The following is a 15,555-nucleotide window of genomic DNA, read 5'->3' on the forward strand; positions in this document are numbered from 1 at the left end:
AAAGACAGGCATCTTGGTCTATGCCTGTCTTTGATTTCCTAGATATTACAGGTTTACCCTTTTCATTCCAGCTTCATCGTATCTTGCCCCAACATCCGAACCTAAAGGTATAATGGACTCCAACCGATCAAAGTCTTCTTTACTAAGCGCCATTTCTGTAGATGCAATATTGGCTTCAAGGTTTTTGATTTTTGTGGTGCCCGGAATTGGAACGTGACCTTTGGCAAGTACCCAAGCAATGGCGAGTTGCGCCGTAGTGATATTTTTCTCTTCTGCCATTTTTGTGATCTCTTTAACCAATGCTATGTTTTTGAAGAAACGCTCGCCTTGATACCTTGGCATTGACCTTCTGGAATCGTTCTCGGGAAGATCCTCCGGTTTTAAAATTTCTCCGCTTAAAAAACCTCTTCCGATAGGAGAATAGGCAACAAGGGCAATATCTAATTGCTGAAGGGTATCGATGATTCCAATTTCTTCAATATTCCTTTCAAATAGAGAGAATTCACTTTGTACTGCTGTGAGCGGATGTATGGCATGTGCTTTCTTGATACTTTTCGATCCAACCTCTGATAGACCGATGTAACGCACTTTTCCTTCTTTTACAAGTTCACCCATTGTATCAACCGTTTCCTCTATCGGCGTATTGGTATCCAGCCGGTGCAGATAATATAAATCTATATAATCGGTGCCTAAATTTTTTAGAGACCTTTCAATTGCTTTTCTGATATAAGCTCTGCTACCGTTTATTTTTCCGGTTAGCTGTTCATTATCATCGATTTCAATACCGAATTTGGTCGCAATCAGATATTTTTGACGGTTACCTTTAATAGCCTTGGCAATCAGCTTTTCGTTAGCCAGAGGTCCGTAAGCATCTGCCGTGTCCAAAAAATTGCCTCCCAACTCAAGCGAACGGTGAATTGTCGCTATACTCTCTTTCTCGTCTGCCGATTTCCCGTAAATATCGTAGCCTGCCCATTGGGACATTCCCATACAGCCCAACCCGATTGTAGGAACGACTAGTCCTTGGGTTCCTAACTTTACCTGTTTTATCTGTGCCATAATTAAGTTTATAATGTGTTTTATTTTGTTAACGTTTTTTTTCTGTACCGCACTCTGAAAATTTGCAGTCAACGTTTTTAAAAGATTTCTATTGCTTATTAAAGAATAGAGTAGGTTTTTAGATTAGCAAATGCGTCCATAGCATTGCTTCCAAGTTCCCGTCCAACTCCGGATGCTTTAGTTCCGCCGAAAGGTACTTCAAGTGGTGCACCCATATAACGGTTGATGCCTAACATTCCCGTATCAATTGCTTCTGCTACACGTTTTGCTTCATCAAGATCTTGACTGAAAACAGTACCACCAAGACCATATCTTGTTGCATTTGCTAAAGTAATCGCCTCATCCGCATCAGGTACCACATAGATCATTCCCAAGGGACCGAAGGCTTCTTCATGGTAAAGTCGCATTTCGGGGGTAATACCCGAAAGCACAGCAGGCTTGAAAAATGCTCCCTTACCATCCATTCTTCCACCTGCAACCAAAACTTTTGCTCCCTTGTCAACCGCATCCTGATATTGTGCATGTAAATTGTCAGCGGCAGCGACGCTCGAAAGTGGACCCGTAGTTGTCTCCGGATCAAATGGATCTCCCACTTTCTGGTTTTCAAAGGCTTTGATATATTCTTTGATAAAGGCTTCCGAAATCTTTTCGGTAACGATTGCTCGTTTTGGTGACATACATGACTGACCAATACCAAACAAACGGCAAGCAGATGCCTCAGCAGCTACTGCCTCTGGATTTGCAGAATCCAATGCAATGAAAGCGTCTGAACCACCGAGCTCAAGAACTACGGGCTTAATGTGACGGCCTGCCTGTTCTCCGATAATTGAACCTGCACGATCAGAGCCTGTCAAAGCAATTGCACGGACACGGCTGTCGGCTATAAACCTGGATACCTGATCTCTTGACACTAGTGCTGACTGATAAATTTTTGATGGAAATCCTGCCTTCTCGAAAATTTCATCCATCATCAATGTCGATCCGGCGACAATTTCGGCCGGCTTCATGATTACCGCATTACCAAGCATTAGATTTGGAGCGGCTGCACGCATTGACTGGTAAAGCGGTCCATTCCATGGTTCAATTGCAAGGGTTACACCTATAGGTTCAAGGCGACTGTATACTCGAGAAAACCCCTCTATTTTAATTTCGCGTTCGGCCAACATTTCTAATGCATTGTCTGCAAAATATCGGAAGATCATGCCTGGCAGGGCTGATTCCATCTTGGCCTCAGATAGAGGTTTGCCCATTTCCAGCGTGATCTGGTGTGCAAAACGATCTATGTTCTCATCCATTAGATCAGCAAATTTTCTAAAAATTTCAATTCGATTCTCTATGGGAACTTTACGCCACTGTAGATAGGCTTGGTGGGCATTTGAAAGAAGGTGTTCGGCTTGCGCATCGGTTAGTGTATCAAACTCTTTTAGTAGTTCTCCCGTAGCAGGGTTCAGTGTATGGTAGCTAGGGGGAGATACTGTTTTTCCGGATTGTATATTATCCTTGTTTTCAATATTGTTGGAATCCATAATTTTTCTATTAAATACAACATTAAAATTTTTTAAATCTGGTTTGTAGGTAAGACAAACAGTTCGGCGACGTTCACATGCTCGGGTGCGGAAACTGCGAATAGCACCGCATCTGCTATATCGTTTGCGGACAACATTGTGATCTGTCCCATTGATGAGGCCATCATTTCCTTATAGCCTTCACTGGTGGTGGCGTTTTGAAGCTCAGACTGGGTTGCGCCTGGTTGAATACTGGTAACACGGATGTTGTGCGCTTTTCCAACTTCCATCCTCAACCCTTCAGTAAATGCGCTCACAGCATATTTTGTTGCCGAATAAACCGCAAATCCTTGTCCAAGAACCTTACGTCCTGCAAGCGAAGAAGTGTTGATGATGTGTCCTGAATGTTGCTTTATCATGAATGGAAGGATTGTACCCGTAATATTCAGTACACCTTTTATATTCACGTCAACCATTCTTTCCCATTCATCAATCTTGAATTCATTGACATTGGAAAGGGGCATTATCCCTGCGTTGTTAAACGCTATATCTACTCTTCCATATGAATCAATCAACTTTTTTACGCCGGCGTTGACGGAATCCTTGTCAGTGACATCCATTTGAAGTGCCAGAGCATGACCGCCTTCTTTTTCTATCAAAGTTTTTAAGGCTTTGAGACGATCGGCACGACGCGCTGCAATGGCAACTCTTGCCCCTGCCTTTGCCAATTTTATAGCGGTAGCTTCTCCTATCCCGCTGGAAGCACCTGTAATGAGCGCAACTTTTCCTTTTAACATATCCATGATTTTTTGATATTAAAAATATACTTGTTCTAGATCACAAAATTCGTTGTTATTTTACCGGGAAAAGTATCCAAAATCCGTTTTATGGTAGTAGAAATCAATTTTGCTTATGTGTTATTTGATTCAAGAGATAAAAATACCAGAGAATCCAAACATCATTTAGATATCATACGTAGAGCCTGCATCTTTCCAAATTAAGCTGACCCTGGAGGTAGTTACTTCCTTGTGATTTAGAGCGAAATCACGACCTTGCCAAAATTTGCACGGCTCTCGAAATAACGGAAAGCCGCATCAACTTCGTGGAAAGGAAAAACTTTATCAATTACCGGTCGGATATTCCTCATCTCCAATGCCGTGTTTAGTGATTCGAACATTTCCCTACTGCCTACATTGCCAATTCCCCGCAAATTGATGTTTTTCATGATCAATTTACCAAAATCTACGGCGTTGCCGGCAGCAAGTATTCCGATTAGTGCTATATGGCCACCTGTCTTTATAGCATTTAAAGAACGGTCAAGCGTACCCGTGCCGCCAACTTCGATGATATGATCCACTCCGGCACCATTTGTCAGCCTTAACACTTCTTCATCCCAGCCAGGGGTCGAATTGTAGTTGATAACCATATCCGCGCCCAACTCCTTAAGACGATCAAGTTTCTGGTCGGAACCCGAAGTTGCGATAACTGTTGCTCCGGCAGCCTTTGCAAGTTGCAGCGCAAAGAGGGAAACCCCTCCGCTTCCCATTGTCAGAACAGTTTGGCCCACTGTGGGTGCGCAACTAACAATCAAACCATTCCATGCAGTTACAGCAGCACACGGTAAGGTAGCACCTTCCTCATAACTTAAGTTATGAGGAAGTCGAACAAGCCCTTCCTCGCTGAAAACGATATATTCTGCCAGTACACCGTCAATCGGACCTCCCAACGCAGATCCTGGATAATCTGGCTTTGCTCCCCCGTTGATCCAATGTTGTGAATAGATGCCCGCTACCCGGTCGCCGACATTGAAACGGCTCACGTCTTTACCAATGGCGACAACTTCGCCAGCACCATCTGAAAGTGGTATAATCCCTGTATTTACTCCTGAATGGCGACCAGAAACGAGCAGCATATCGCGATAATTGAGCGACCACGCCTTCATTGACACCAGAACCTGACCATTCCCTATTTGTGGTATCTCTCGAGTCCTTAGTTTTAGTGTTTTAATTCCATCGACCCCTTCCAATATCCATGCTTTCATAGTGTCGTCCTGCTCTTTTTTATCTTTATCGCCAGCATTATTATTCATATTTGCCATAGTTTTACCTTACAAGCTAAATAAATTCGATTGATACCTGAAGAACTAATGGGGAATCTCCAACGACACACGGCCGGTTATTTCACCTGATTCCAAGGCTCGCTGAGCTTCGCCTGCCTCAATAAGAGGATAGGTCCGTCCCAAAACCACAGCCATCTGTCCATCATCAACATATTTTGCTACTGCTTCCAATATTTGTGTCTGGACTATTCTTGATTCATGACTTGCAAGTGCATGTCCCATTGCTTCAAAGGAAATCTGTATGTTTTTTAGAGCTGGGGCAAAAATGTCTCCATTAGGCCAAGAGGTAGGATAGGCAGCAGTTACAAGCCGACCATAGGTAGTTAGCAAGTCCACACTTTGGCTGAATGCACCATCACCGACAGTGTCGTAAACGACATCTACACCATCTTTACCAGTCCATTTCTGTAATGATTCTCCAACATTCTCATTTCTGTACATAATGATATGATCTGCTCCTAGATTTTTAACAAGTTCAGCTTTTTCATCGGTACTAACTGTGGTGGCAACGCGGGCTCCTGATATTTTTGCGAGTTGTATACCTATATGTCCAAGACCACCCGCGCCTCCTTGGACAAGAAGGTAGTCTCTTGGCTGGAGATTAGCACGATCATGCAGCGCTTCCCAACTCGTTATGGCTACAACCGGAAGGGCTGCTGCCTGTGCGAAACTTAGTGTAGAAGGTTTATGGGCTACGTAATACTCATTAACTGTTTTGAACTGTGCATAATTGCCCTGTGAACCGATGAAGCCGCCATCGAAATAATACACTTCATCACCGACTTTAAATCGTGAAACATCTGAACCGACTGCTTCAACAATGCCTGCTCCTTCCAATCCAAGTATTATCCCATTCTTTGGCAATTCCCAATCGGTTGATGGAGGCATACGCTTACGAACCCTAAAATCAGCTGGATTTACACCCGCAGCCATAACACGTATTAAAATTTCGTGCGGCTCTTTAATAATCGGAGAGGGCACTGACTGCATCTGGAGAACTTCTGGTCCACCTACGGCAGTCATTACCAAAGCTTGCATATCTTTCATATTTTCTAATTTTAGAAACAAATGAAAGAAAATAGAATCATTTTGGAGTAGCCAAAATATGGTTTTTAGTAGCCTAAATGGCGCAGTTATTTATATTTCTGTTTCGTATGGCTTTCCTTCTGCACGGCATCTGTAAGTGTGGGTAGTCCTTAATTCTATTCATTATGCTTTATATAGCAGGAGAATCTGGAAAAAATGACCATTTAATAAATCAAATTCCCTTTATCGTTTAAAAGAAGACCTGAACTCCAAAGGCGATACCTTAGTCTTTGTTTTAAATAACTTGCTGAATGATTGCAGATGTTCAAAGCCTAATTCATAGGCGATTTCGCTGACTGACAAGCTTGTAGCCGACAATTTTTCTTTGGCTTTTTCAATCAATTTGTCGTGTATGTGTTGCTGAGTGGTTAGTCCTGTCAGTATTTAGAGCAAACTGTGCAAATAGGTTGGCGAAACATTTAGATTGTCTGAAATGTAATGAACTGTGGGCAATCCTCTTGTTACCAAATCATCACTATTAAAGTAGTCTGAAAGCAGCTTTTCCAATCGACCAAGAATTTGATGATTGTTTTTTTTCTCTTGTTATGAATTGGCGATTGTAAAATCGGTCTGCATAAGTTAACAAGTTTTCAATATGCGAAATTATAATCTGTTTGCTGAATTTGTCAATGTTTGATAGATATTCTTTCTGAATATTTTGAGCAATTCCATTAATGATGTTTTCTTCATTATCGGATAAAAACAGGGCTTACCTTTGCTATTCAAATTGAACAAAAGACCATGTCAATCGATGATCCACAAAACCATATTTAATAACTTTGCAATATAATCTAAAAAGGGTTAGAACAAGACTGATGAAGGTAAATAAACGAATAATACAAATTGCGATTGCTGCAATACTACTTGTCGTTTTGTTTAATTTTATTAAACATTCGATTGAACTTGACGATTTTACACCTAAAAAAGTAACCTTAAAATCTCGTGTTTTTAAAAATTTGGCTTATAAGAAAATAACGGAATTTGATAGCTTGATGCTTGACATTTATTTACCTGAAACAATTCCCCAAACCAAAATACCCGCGGTAATCTTTATTCATGGTGGTGGATGGACCGACGGCAGCAAAGATGCCATACAAACCAATTACAGGCAATATGTTCTAAAGGAACTGCTGGAAAACGGATATGCAGTTTTTAGTATTGATTATCAGTTGGTAAATCAAAGTGTTCACTTTCCATTACCCATTGTAGACTGCAAAGATGCAGTAAGATGGATAAGGAAAAATGCCGATTATTATCATATAGACACGACAAATGTAGGTATTTGGGGAGCCTCAGCAGGAGGCCATTTGGCATTGCTTACGGCTTATTCCGATGATAATGATTTTATTGGAAATGCTGATTTACAACCTTATTCTTCAAAGGTAAATTACGTCGTAGACAATTTCGGTCCTGTTGATTTAAACCTGTTATTAAAACCTGAAACAAGTAATCTTTCATTAAAAATCTTTAAAGTATATTCTAAAGAAAAATACCTGAAGAGACAAGAAAAGTTAATAGCAATTACTGGAGTTCGTGATGACAAATCAAAAATAGCAGCCATTTGTAAACAATTTTCGCCCATTAATTACATTTCTTCCGAGAGTGTTCCTACATTAATTCTTCACGGGAATGCGGATGAAACTGTACCCTTGGCACAATCTGAGCTTTTGAGTAAAATACTTAAACAAAACAGTGTGGAGCATCAACTTATTATATATGAAAATGCAACACACGGTTTCAAAAATATTAATCAACAAGCCATTGACGAAGTAGTGAAAACTACAATCTCATTTATGAACTCTCGAAAAAGTACCGTAGATTAAACGCTTTCACTAACCACTGAATATATCTTTATCCGTCTACTGCAATTTAATATACAATTTTACCTGTCTGTTTTATCGCTACTTACAATTTCCACATCAGCACGCATTGGCATTTCTCCTAATAAATCTAAAATTCTTTGATGCCCTTCATCCATTGCCGGATTGGAATAATGTCTTTCAAACGACGCATCATCTTTATAAAATTCAAATGCCCACAACACATCCGGGTTATTTTTTGTTCTGCACAAAACCCAATCAACCGGACCATCCACATCGCCATTGTAGTGCAAATCTGTTGCTACTTCAAACAATTCATCACCTTTGCCTTCTTTGGCCTGCATTTTCAAAACTACACCGGGCTGACCTTTGTATAAAGATTTCCTTTTTCCTGTATTGTCCATAAATAAAATATTTAGGAAGCAAAATTATAAATTGCCTAACAGCGAAACTTGAATAAATCGGTCATTTTTGTTTTTGAAAAGCGTGCGAAGATTGGCGCCGGTTAACTTTTTGACTTCCCGTTCAAAATGTGGCTGGTCAGAATAGTTTAGTTCTGGGAAAAGATTGCCTTCATTAATCTGTTTGAATGATGAGCGAAAACGCAGAATGTTGCAAAACTTTTTAAGCGGTAACCCAAAATATTGGGTAAAATAGCGATTGATTTGCCGACTGTTCCAATACGCATTTTCAGACAATTCTTTTACTGTCATTTCACCACTAGAAGCATATATCAATTGAGATAATTTCTGTTTTCTGGGATCAATTGCTTTGCCCGAAAGCAGTTGAATATGCTCAGTTATTTTTTCAGCAAATAGATTGAAATCATTAAAATCACTTTCTTCTGTATTCCAAAAATCATCTGGCAACGATTGACCGCCATTCAGTAAATCTGCAACTGATGATTTCAGTATATATTCTGCTGCTAATAGCTTAAAGTTTATTACCATCATACGAGTATCCGCTTCAATAAAGGCATTGCTGAAAGTGGTATTGATGCCCATTAATATGCAATGCAACGGCTCGTTCTTTTTTTTGGTAATCACAAAATCGAAGCTGGCATCAGGCATTACCACTACTGCATAATCTTGGTCTGAGTTATTTTCCACCAACCAAAAAGAAGACACAAAATTGTTGATGGATTTGTGAGCATTTATTTTTTGAAAGGTGACGGGATTTGACATAAAAAATTATCAGAATTATCTTTTGATTAATTTACTGATTAAGAAATAGTACAATTAAAACTCCATTTTGCATCTCATCCAATAAAATGTCTTCAATTAAACTTTGCCCTGAATTCCAATGGTGATTGGTTGGTCTTTGTCTTAAAAAGCTTGCTGAAAGATTGCGAATGTTCAAAGCCTAATTGATACGCAATTTCACTGACGGATAAATCTGTGATGGAAAGTTTTTCCTTGGCCTTCTCAATCAGTTTTTCGTGGATGTGCTGCTGTGTGGTCTGGCCGGTCAGATTTTTTAAGAGGTTGCGCATATATTGTGGCGACATATTGAGTTCATCAGAAAGAAACTGAACACTAGGCAAACCTTGTTCTTTCAGGTTATTTCCGTTAAAATATTCATCAAGCAAAATTCCTAATTTTTCCAAAAATTGATGATGCACTTTCTGACGTGTAAAAAACTGCCGCTGATAAAATCTTTCGGAATAGTTCAACAGCGTTTCGATTTGGGAAATGATAATACTCTGGCTAAATTTATCGATGTTTTTCTGGTATTCCTCCTTGATGTTTTCGATGATTTGCTGAAGCTTAATTTCTTCATCTTCGGATAAAAATAAGGCTTCGTTCACAGAATAATTAAAAAAATCGTATTTCTTAATTGAAGTTGCCAATGGTGTGTTCCAAAGAAAATCCGGATGTATGATCAACATCCATCCGGAAGCGTTTTTGCCATTTTCTTCTCTTGTTACGCTCAAAACCTGATGTGGCGCCATTCCAAACATCACTCCTTCATCAAAATCATAATCCTGCTGCCCATATTTATACTTATGTTCCATATCTCTTTTTACGGAAATCATATAAAAATCGAATATCAAACTCTGTTTTGAACCTTCCTCAGGTTGAGCCATATCTTTAAAATCAATCACACTGATGAGTGGATGCTTTGGCTTTGGCAACCCTCGAAATGCGTGGAGTTGAGAAATGGTTTTCAGTCGTATTGGTGTGTCGGACATCGGTTTAGTATTTAATCAAATTTAACGAATAAGTAGGCTTCTTATTCTTGCTCAGAGAAATAAACATCACTTTGCAAATCTTCCAGTAAGGTTGGATACTGAGTTTTCCAATCTAAAGCTGTTTTGGTTTCTTCACTTGACGTGAGATTATTAAGCTTTGCAAAATGGGCGAACCAGCCGAAATGTTCTGCTGCTTCCTCATCGGTAAGGGAAACTACCGGAATGTTCAATCTTTCTGCAATAATTGTTGCAATGTCTTTAAATGGGATTCCCTGTTCTGCTACTGCGTGATATCTGGTTCCGCTCTCAAAAGGTTTTTCTAAAGCCAATCTGTACAGTTTTGCGGCATCAAGTCTGTGAACGGCAGGCCAAAAATTATTACCCTCATTAATCACGCCAGATTTGCCTCTTTCTTTTGCAATGTTTATGGATGTCGGCACAAAACCGATCATATCACCGTTACCGTGTACGGATGGTGATAATCTGATGACGGCCACTTTTACACCTTTTATAGCTACCGCATCCGCCGCATTCTCTGTTGCAATTCTAGGGTTCGAATTTATCGATCGGTCTGTTTCTATCGTAAGCCCTTCTTTGGAAAAAAGTGCAGTTCCGGACGTTATGAGGAAAGGTTTGTCGGTTCCCTCTAAAGTTTCACCAATGGCTTCAATGACTTTCGCATCAAGTTTACACATTTCTTCGAACCGGGAGAAATCGTGGACAAATCCTAAGTGAATAACTGCATCCGAATCGGCGGCTCCAGCCTTCAGACTTTCAAAATCGTTTAAATCTCCTCTGTGTACCTCGGCTCCGGCTGCAATTAATTTGTTTGTCGATTCTTGTGAACGAGACAATCCCAAAACATGGTGTCCGTTAGCTAATAATTCTTGTACTACGGCAGTTCCTATGAAACCTGTAGCGCCTGTAATAAATACTTTCATTTTGATATCATTTAATGAAGCAAAGTTCAGATTTAAGATTTGTAGTCTTGTAGCCAAAAAGTATTTTGTTGTAGCCTAAAAATTTATTTATCGAAGTCCTAAACACCAAGGTCGACAACTGGGATTTTATGTAAACAAGGTATTTAAAACTCAATAATATGGGGTTTTACATTGGCATCGTGATTGGCGAGAACCTCGATGCAATTTGGATTTTCGCTCATTTCCTTTACCCATTTCAGCGATTGTACCGCTTTCTTCTTGTTGGTCATCATTCCCGGCAAAATCATATGTAACCACGATTTTTCTGCATAGCCCGTATCTGCGCACAGCAGCACAAATTTGCCGTCATTTTGTACAATGGTGGACGACATTCCGTTGGTATGACCGGGCGTGTTTACAAAAACCACAGAACCATCTCCAAATAAATCAAATTCCGAGTTTTGAAAATCAAATGTTTCAACGTTGACATCTTTCCACATAAAAGGCAGGTACAGCAACGGATGCTTTTTGGTATCACTTAGTTCCAGGCTACTGGTCAAAATTCTTTTTGCGTTTGTTAATAATTTAAGTCCGCTAACATGGTCGGGATGGAGGTGGCTCAAAAACAAATAATCGATATCGCTTGCCTGATAACCGAGTTTATGAAGCTGTTCGTGAATGGCCTGTTGCGGTGGCAAATGTGCTGTGCTGGAAATATTATAAAGCCAGCCTAGGTATTTTTTCGGGTTGGTTCTCACTTCGGTATTCCAACCGGTATCTATCAGTATCAAACCTTTTGGATGTTCTATAAGATAGGCCGATACCGGAACGTTTATCTGGTGTTTTTTGCTTCTGAAAATGCCGCTATATGGCATCGGATGAATCGTCTTTTCATAAAACGATGCTGCCTCATCGAGGTCTATACTTCCGCAGTGCAGAACGTGGATTTTGATTGTGTTCATTTCTATCAACTGAAATTAAAGCACAAAATTCCTAATTCTTTACAAACCCTGCCTGACACAAATGTGTCAAAGTGAATTTTTGGCTATTTTCTTTCGTATTCTGGTCAGCGATTGTCTTTCGATACCCAAATAGGTACTCAGGTCGGATAACGATATACGTTGGTACAAATCCGGAAACTGCTTCATAAAATTCAGGTATCGGTTCTCGGCATTATCGAATAAAAAACCTTCCATCCGGCTGAGAATATTCCGGTGAACATCTTCCACAATAAGACGAAAGTAGCGTTCCAACTCGGGAAATTTTTCACTGCAATCGTGGATATGATTGTAAGAAACGTTAATAATGACAGAAGTTTCTATGCATTGAAAATTATATTTGCTCGGTTTCGGCGTATCGAGCGAAGTGCAATAGGTTGCATAATTATTTTCGGGGATAAAATTTACGGTAATCTCATTGCCCTGTTCATCTGTATAGAATGCCCGTAGCAAACCCGAATGCACATAACCGATTTCTTTTTGAAACGCATCAGCCTCAATGTAAACTTGTTTTGATTTCAACTCGGTAACTGTAAGCCCTTTTATCCAATAAGCTAATGCTTCATCCGTAAGCTTAGAACTGCGTTGCTTTATGGTGTGGCAATACGTTTGTATGATGGGGTTCAAAATTTACTTATTTGTATCTATATTGATTACTGCTGAATGGTCAAGGGAATGTTCAGTTTCCACTTCCCGCTCAGCAATCCAAAGTATCTTTCAGAGCAAGAGCCGCTTTTTGTACAGCTCCATATCATTAAGACAATGATTTATCCATTTCCATAAACCTACTATTCCTAAAGGTAATGAATAGTAAATATATAACAACTATCTGATAGTTTTGCAGAAAAGTTTAAGCGATTTCTAATACGGCAGTCATTGGGCCTGCCGTTACAGTGATGGCCGTTATAGACAAACGAAAATGAAATATAAAATTTTAGTATCCGGAGCAACCGGGCCAACCAAGCAAATGCTGTAACGAAATAATCAATAGACAATGGGTTTAATGTAATGTGTGTTTTTTTTTCGACATAATGTTCGCTTAATTCGCCAATTTTTACTACGCAGTTTTTCAATGCTATAAATCTAAGAGTTCAATAGCAGGCTTTGCGGTTACATTGTTCTTAACGCAATCTCTTTAAGTATTTGCAGGGGAGTAAGAGAATGACAGGTCTAAATCTGCATGAGCCAGGATTTGTGACCAGTTCTGAAAATTAACTTTTTATAGCCAAGTCTCTTGCCCAAATTTTGGATGTAATGATGGATTTAATTTAAATTTGCTATAATGACTAACATCAAACGACTTGATTCTGCATATCTTTCTGAAAAATTAGGGATTAGTAAAATCAGTAATTCATTTTATCTGAAAAAAACCACACAAGACCTCTCTATAAAGATGGGGCCGCATCGTTTGGAAATGTATAATATCGCATTAATAACTAATGGTTTTGCTGAATTACAAGTTGGATTATATTCCTACAAAGTTAACTCACCCGGATTGGTCATGCTGAGCCCAGACGATATTCGTTATTGGTCTTCCATCAGTGAACCTATCAAAATGGAAGGTCTTTTTTTTTCGGAATCATTTTTGATTTCTGGACTTACAGATATTTTGTTTGTTAAGAGATCACCGACATTTCAAGGAAATGCACAACATTTTATCCCCATCACTGGTACGCAATTTTTAGCATTTCAATCACTATTTAAACTTGTAAATGAAAAATATACTTCTACCGATCCCTCAAAATCGGAAAGCTTACAAGCATTGATACGATTTATCATTATAGAATTGAACAATCTACAATTGAACGAAATGAAGGTTCCCTTTTTTAATTCAACATTAGGGCATCAGATGACCGAGAATTTTAAAATCCTCGTTATGGAGCATTTTAGAACAGAACGATCAGTGAAGTTTTATGCTGACCGACTATTTATTACCCCAAAACACCTTTCACAAACCGTTAAAAACAACACAGGTAAAAATGCCAACGCGTGGATAGATGAAATAGTGGGTTTGGAATCAAAAGCGATGATAAATAGCACCAATCTTAGCATATCTCAAATATCCGAGGCACTGAATTTTCCTAATCCATCCTTTTTTGGTAAGTTTTTCAAACGATTAACGGGTAAAAGTCCTGCTAAATACCGAAACGAATATAAAAACGATATTTAGGACATTTCTAAAGTAATTCAGGTCTTTAAACCCATACTATTACAGGCGATCTTTGTATTATTATTTTTAAACAAGAATAAGATGCAGACACGACAATTAGGAAAAAATGGTCCTGTAGTTTCGGCCATAGGGATAGGACTTAACAGAGAATCAGGTAAGAGCTCTTCAGAACGAGAAAGTATTTCCAATCAGACCAAAGAAACTTTGGACCATGCGATCGAATCAGGGTTAAATTACATCGATACTGGAGATTTCTATGGAATGGGGTTGCAGGAAATGAATATCGGACAAACGATTAAAGGACGGAGAGATAAAGTTTTTTTGAGCGTAAAAACAGGAACGTTAAGAGCTCCTAATGGGCATATTTTAGGTTTGGACTGTCGTCCGCAGGCAATCAAAAACTTTTGTAGTCATTCGCTTACTCGTTTAGGAGTAGATGAAATCGACCTATATCAACCCGCTCGGATAGATCCTAATGTACCAATCGAAGAAACCGTTGGAGCCATAAAAGATCTTATCAACGAAGGAAAGGTAAAATATTTGGGACTTTCGGAAGCGAATGCAGAACAATTGAGACGTGCACACGCTATTCATACTGTAACTGCTTTAGAAATAGAATATTCACTTGCCACTCGTTTTATTGAAAATGAAATTTTGCCCACAGCGAGAAAATTAGGTGTTGGAATAGTGCCTTATTCTATTAATTATTACGGTTTATTAACGGGAAACGTAAAGCCTCCATTTCCTCAAGGAGATTTTAAAAATATGTTGCCACGTTTCCAAGGAGAAAATTTTGAAAGCAATCGAAAACTAGTGGAATGGTTGGAACTATTTGCTGCACAAAAAGGAAAAAGCGCCAGTCAAATTGCCTTAGCTTGGCTACTTTCTAAAGGAAATGATATTGTTCCTGTAGTTGGAATGAACCGGCCAGAAAGAGTAAGTCAAAATATAGAAGCAATGAATATAGTTTTCACATCAGAAGAACTAGCTGAATTGGAGGCTGTATTTTCTCACGATGCCATTAAGGGCACCCGCTATCCAGAAGCATTGCTAGGTTGGGTAGCTTCATAAATTTACCTGAAGACGAACTTGCCATAAAGGACGCCGCCGTTTTAGAAAAGCAGACCAAACCGCTAGTTCTTTATACCGAAGCCTGGATTTTATCCGCTATGGAAACCGCAGGGAAAGAAATCGAAAATGAGGAAGAGCGTAAAGCCCTCAAAAATATCGGTATCGGTAAGCCTGCAACAAGAGCCTCCATTATAGAGACCCCGTCTACCCGTAATTACTTCCGCAGGGATAAACATTCTTTAATCCCTGCGGAAAAAGGGTTGCAGGTGGTGCAACACAAACTCTTCTGTCGTCACCAACATAAATAATTTTCTTTCCTGTCATTTTGAGGGTAATTACATTTGCTTTATTTATAATTTCTTTTGTCGGATTTTGATGGAATTCATAAAAGTTAAAAGGAGTTGTTCCGTCAATATCTGCATAAAGTTCATTTATATGCTGGCTGTATAAAATGCTTTCTACTTGCTTGTTTTTACGTATATGCCGTCTTATCATATATAAGTGAACATATTGTTTTCTTTGCCACGCTGATACTTAGATATTAAATACCAACTTAGAAATAAATACAGTCGCCTCCGGTAAGTCGCAGAGGGTTATTGATCGTTTTTAATATTTA

The 15,555-nt window shown here is 39.2% G+C and carries 14 protein-coding genes and 2 pseudogenes; 4 read left to right on the forward strand and 12 right to left on the reverse strand.

What is annotated here, in order from left to right:
- Positions 1-45 precede the first annotated feature (45 nt).
- The 6 genes and pseudogenes from AM279_RS06705 to AM279_RS06730 all read right to left on the reverse strand — a co-directional run.
- On the reverse strand, positions 46-1,059 hold the full coding sequence (locus AM279_RS06705; RefSeq protein ID WP_054410172.1) for an aldo/keto reductase: 1,014 nt from the start codon (positions 1,057-1,059) through the stop codon (positions 46-48).
- Positions 1,060-1,157: 98 nt separating this feature from the next.
- Positions 1,158-2,585 (reverse strand): aldehyde dehydrogenase family protein, encoded by a 1,428-nt coding sequence (locus AM279_RS06710; RefSeq protein ID WP_054406974.1) that lies wholly within the window; start codon positions 2,583-2,585, stop codon positions 1,158-1,160.
- A gap of 32 nt (positions 2,586-2,617) precedes the next feature.
- On the reverse strand, positions 2,618-3,367 hold the full coding sequence (locus AM279_RS06715) for an SDR family oxidoreductase (RefSeq protein ID WP_054406975.1): 750 nt from the start codon (positions 3,365-3,367) through the stop codon (positions 2,618-2,620).
- Positions 3,368-3,597: 230 nt separating this feature from the next.
- Complete coding sequence (locus tag AM279_RS06720; RefSeq protein ID WP_201782536.1) at positions 3,598-4,662, reverse strand: zinc-dependent alcohol dehydrogenase family protein; 1,065 nt, start codon at positions 4,660-4,662, stop codon at positions 3,598-3,600.
- A 45-nt stretch (positions 4,663-4,707) separates the two neighbouring features.
- On the reverse strand, positions 4,708-5,730 hold the full coding sequence (locus AM279_RS06725; RefSeq protein WP_054406976.1) for a zinc-binding dehydrogenase: 1,023 nt from the start codon (positions 5,728-5,730) through the stop codon (positions 4,708-4,710).
- 222 nt (positions 5,731-5,952) lie between these two features.
- Positions 5,953-6,478 (reverse strand): annotated as a pseudogene (locus tag AM279_RS06730) (helix-turn-helix domain-containing protein); the annotation flags it as partial.
- Positions 6,479-6,584: 106 nt separating this feature from the next.
- Between AM279_RS06730 and AM279_RS06735 the strand changes: the two are divergent.
- Positions 6,585-7,592 carry an alpha/beta hydrolase gene (locus AM279_RS06735; RefSeq protein WP_054406977.1) on the forward strand — a complete coding sequence of 336 codons (1,008 nt, stop codon included), beginning with the start codon at positions 6,585-6,587 and terminating at the stop codon, positions 7,590-7,592.
- Positions 7,593-7,651: 59 nt separating this feature from the next.
- Here AM279_RS06735 and AM279_RS06740 read toward each other — a convergent pair whose 3' ends face one another.
- The 6 genes from AM279_RS06740 to AM279_RS06765 all read right to left on the reverse strand — a co-directional run bounded on the left by AM279_RS06740 (position 7,652) and on the right by AM279_RS06765 (position 12,325).
- Positions 7,652-7,993, reverse strand: a complete 342-nt coding sequence (locus AM279_RS06740; RefSeq protein ID WP_054406978.1) for a putative quinol monooxygenase — start codon at positions 7,991-7,993, stop codon at positions 7,652-7,654.
- A gap of 24 nt (positions 7,994-8,017) precedes the next feature.
- Positions 8,018-8,773 (reverse strand): DUF6597 domain-containing transcriptional factor, encoded by a 756-nt coding sequence (locus AM279_RS06745; protein ID WP_054406979.1) that lies wholly within the window; start codon positions 8,771-8,773, stop codon positions 8,018-8,020.
- Positions 8,774-8,865: 92 nt separating this feature from the next.
- Positions 8,866-9,780, reverse strand: a complete 915-nt coding sequence (locus AM279_RS06750) for a helix-turn-helix domain-containing protein (protein WP_054406980.1) — start codon at positions 9,778-9,780, stop codon at positions 8,866-8,868.
- A 41-nt stretch (positions 9,781-9,821) separates the two neighbouring features.
- On the reverse strand, positions 9,822-10,778 hold the full coding sequence (locus tag AM279_RS06755) for an SDR family oxidoreductase (RefSeq protein ID WP_236688503.1): 957 nt from the start codon (positions 10,776-10,778) through the stop codon (positions 9,822-9,824).
- 86 nt (positions 10,779-10,864) lie between these two features.
- Positions 10,865-11,662, reverse strand: coding sequence for an N-acyl homoserine lactonase family protein (locus AM279_RS06760; protein ID WP_054406982.1), 798 nt, complete (start codon positions 11,660-11,662; stop codon positions 10,865-10,867).
- A gap of 66 nt (positions 11,663-11,728) precedes the next feature.
- Positions 11,729-12,325, reverse strand: a complete 597-nt coding sequence (locus AM279_RS06765) for a Crp/Fnr family transcriptional regulator (RefSeq protein WP_074961725.1) — start codon at positions 12,323-12,325, stop codon at positions 11,729-11,731.
- Between the two features lie 655 nt (positions 12,326-12,980).
- On the opposite strand from AM279_RS06765, the gene AM279_RS06770 reads away from it, so the two are divergent.
- From AM279_RS06770 to AM279_RS06780, 3 genes and pseudogenes are all read left to right on the forward strand, one after another.
- A complete protein-coding gene (locus AM279_RS06770; RefSeq protein ID WP_054406984.1) occupies positions 12,981-13,868 on the forward strand; it encodes a helix-turn-helix domain-containing protein in 888 nt (295 codons plus the stop codon).
- Positions 13,869-13,949: 81 nt separating this feature from the next.
- Positions 13,950-14,939 carry an aldo/keto reductase gene (locus tag AM279_RS06775; RefSeq protein ID WP_054406985.1) on the forward strand — a complete coding sequence of 330 codons (990 nt, stop codon included), beginning with the start codon at positions 13,950-13,952 and terminating at the stop codon, positions 14,937-14,939.
- A gap of 2 nt (positions 14,940-14,941) precedes the next feature.
- Positions 14,942-15,208, forward strand: a pseudogene (locus AM279_RS06780) (DNA topoisomerase); the annotation flags it as partial.
- Positions 15,209-15,555: the final 347 nt, after the last annotated feature.

It is taken from the genome of Flavobacterium akiainvivens (assembly GCF_001278115.1).
GTDB classification, from domain to species: domain Bacteria; phylum Bacteroidota; class Bacteroidia; order Flavobacteriales; family Flavobacteriaceae; genus Flavobacterium; species Flavobacterium akiainvivens.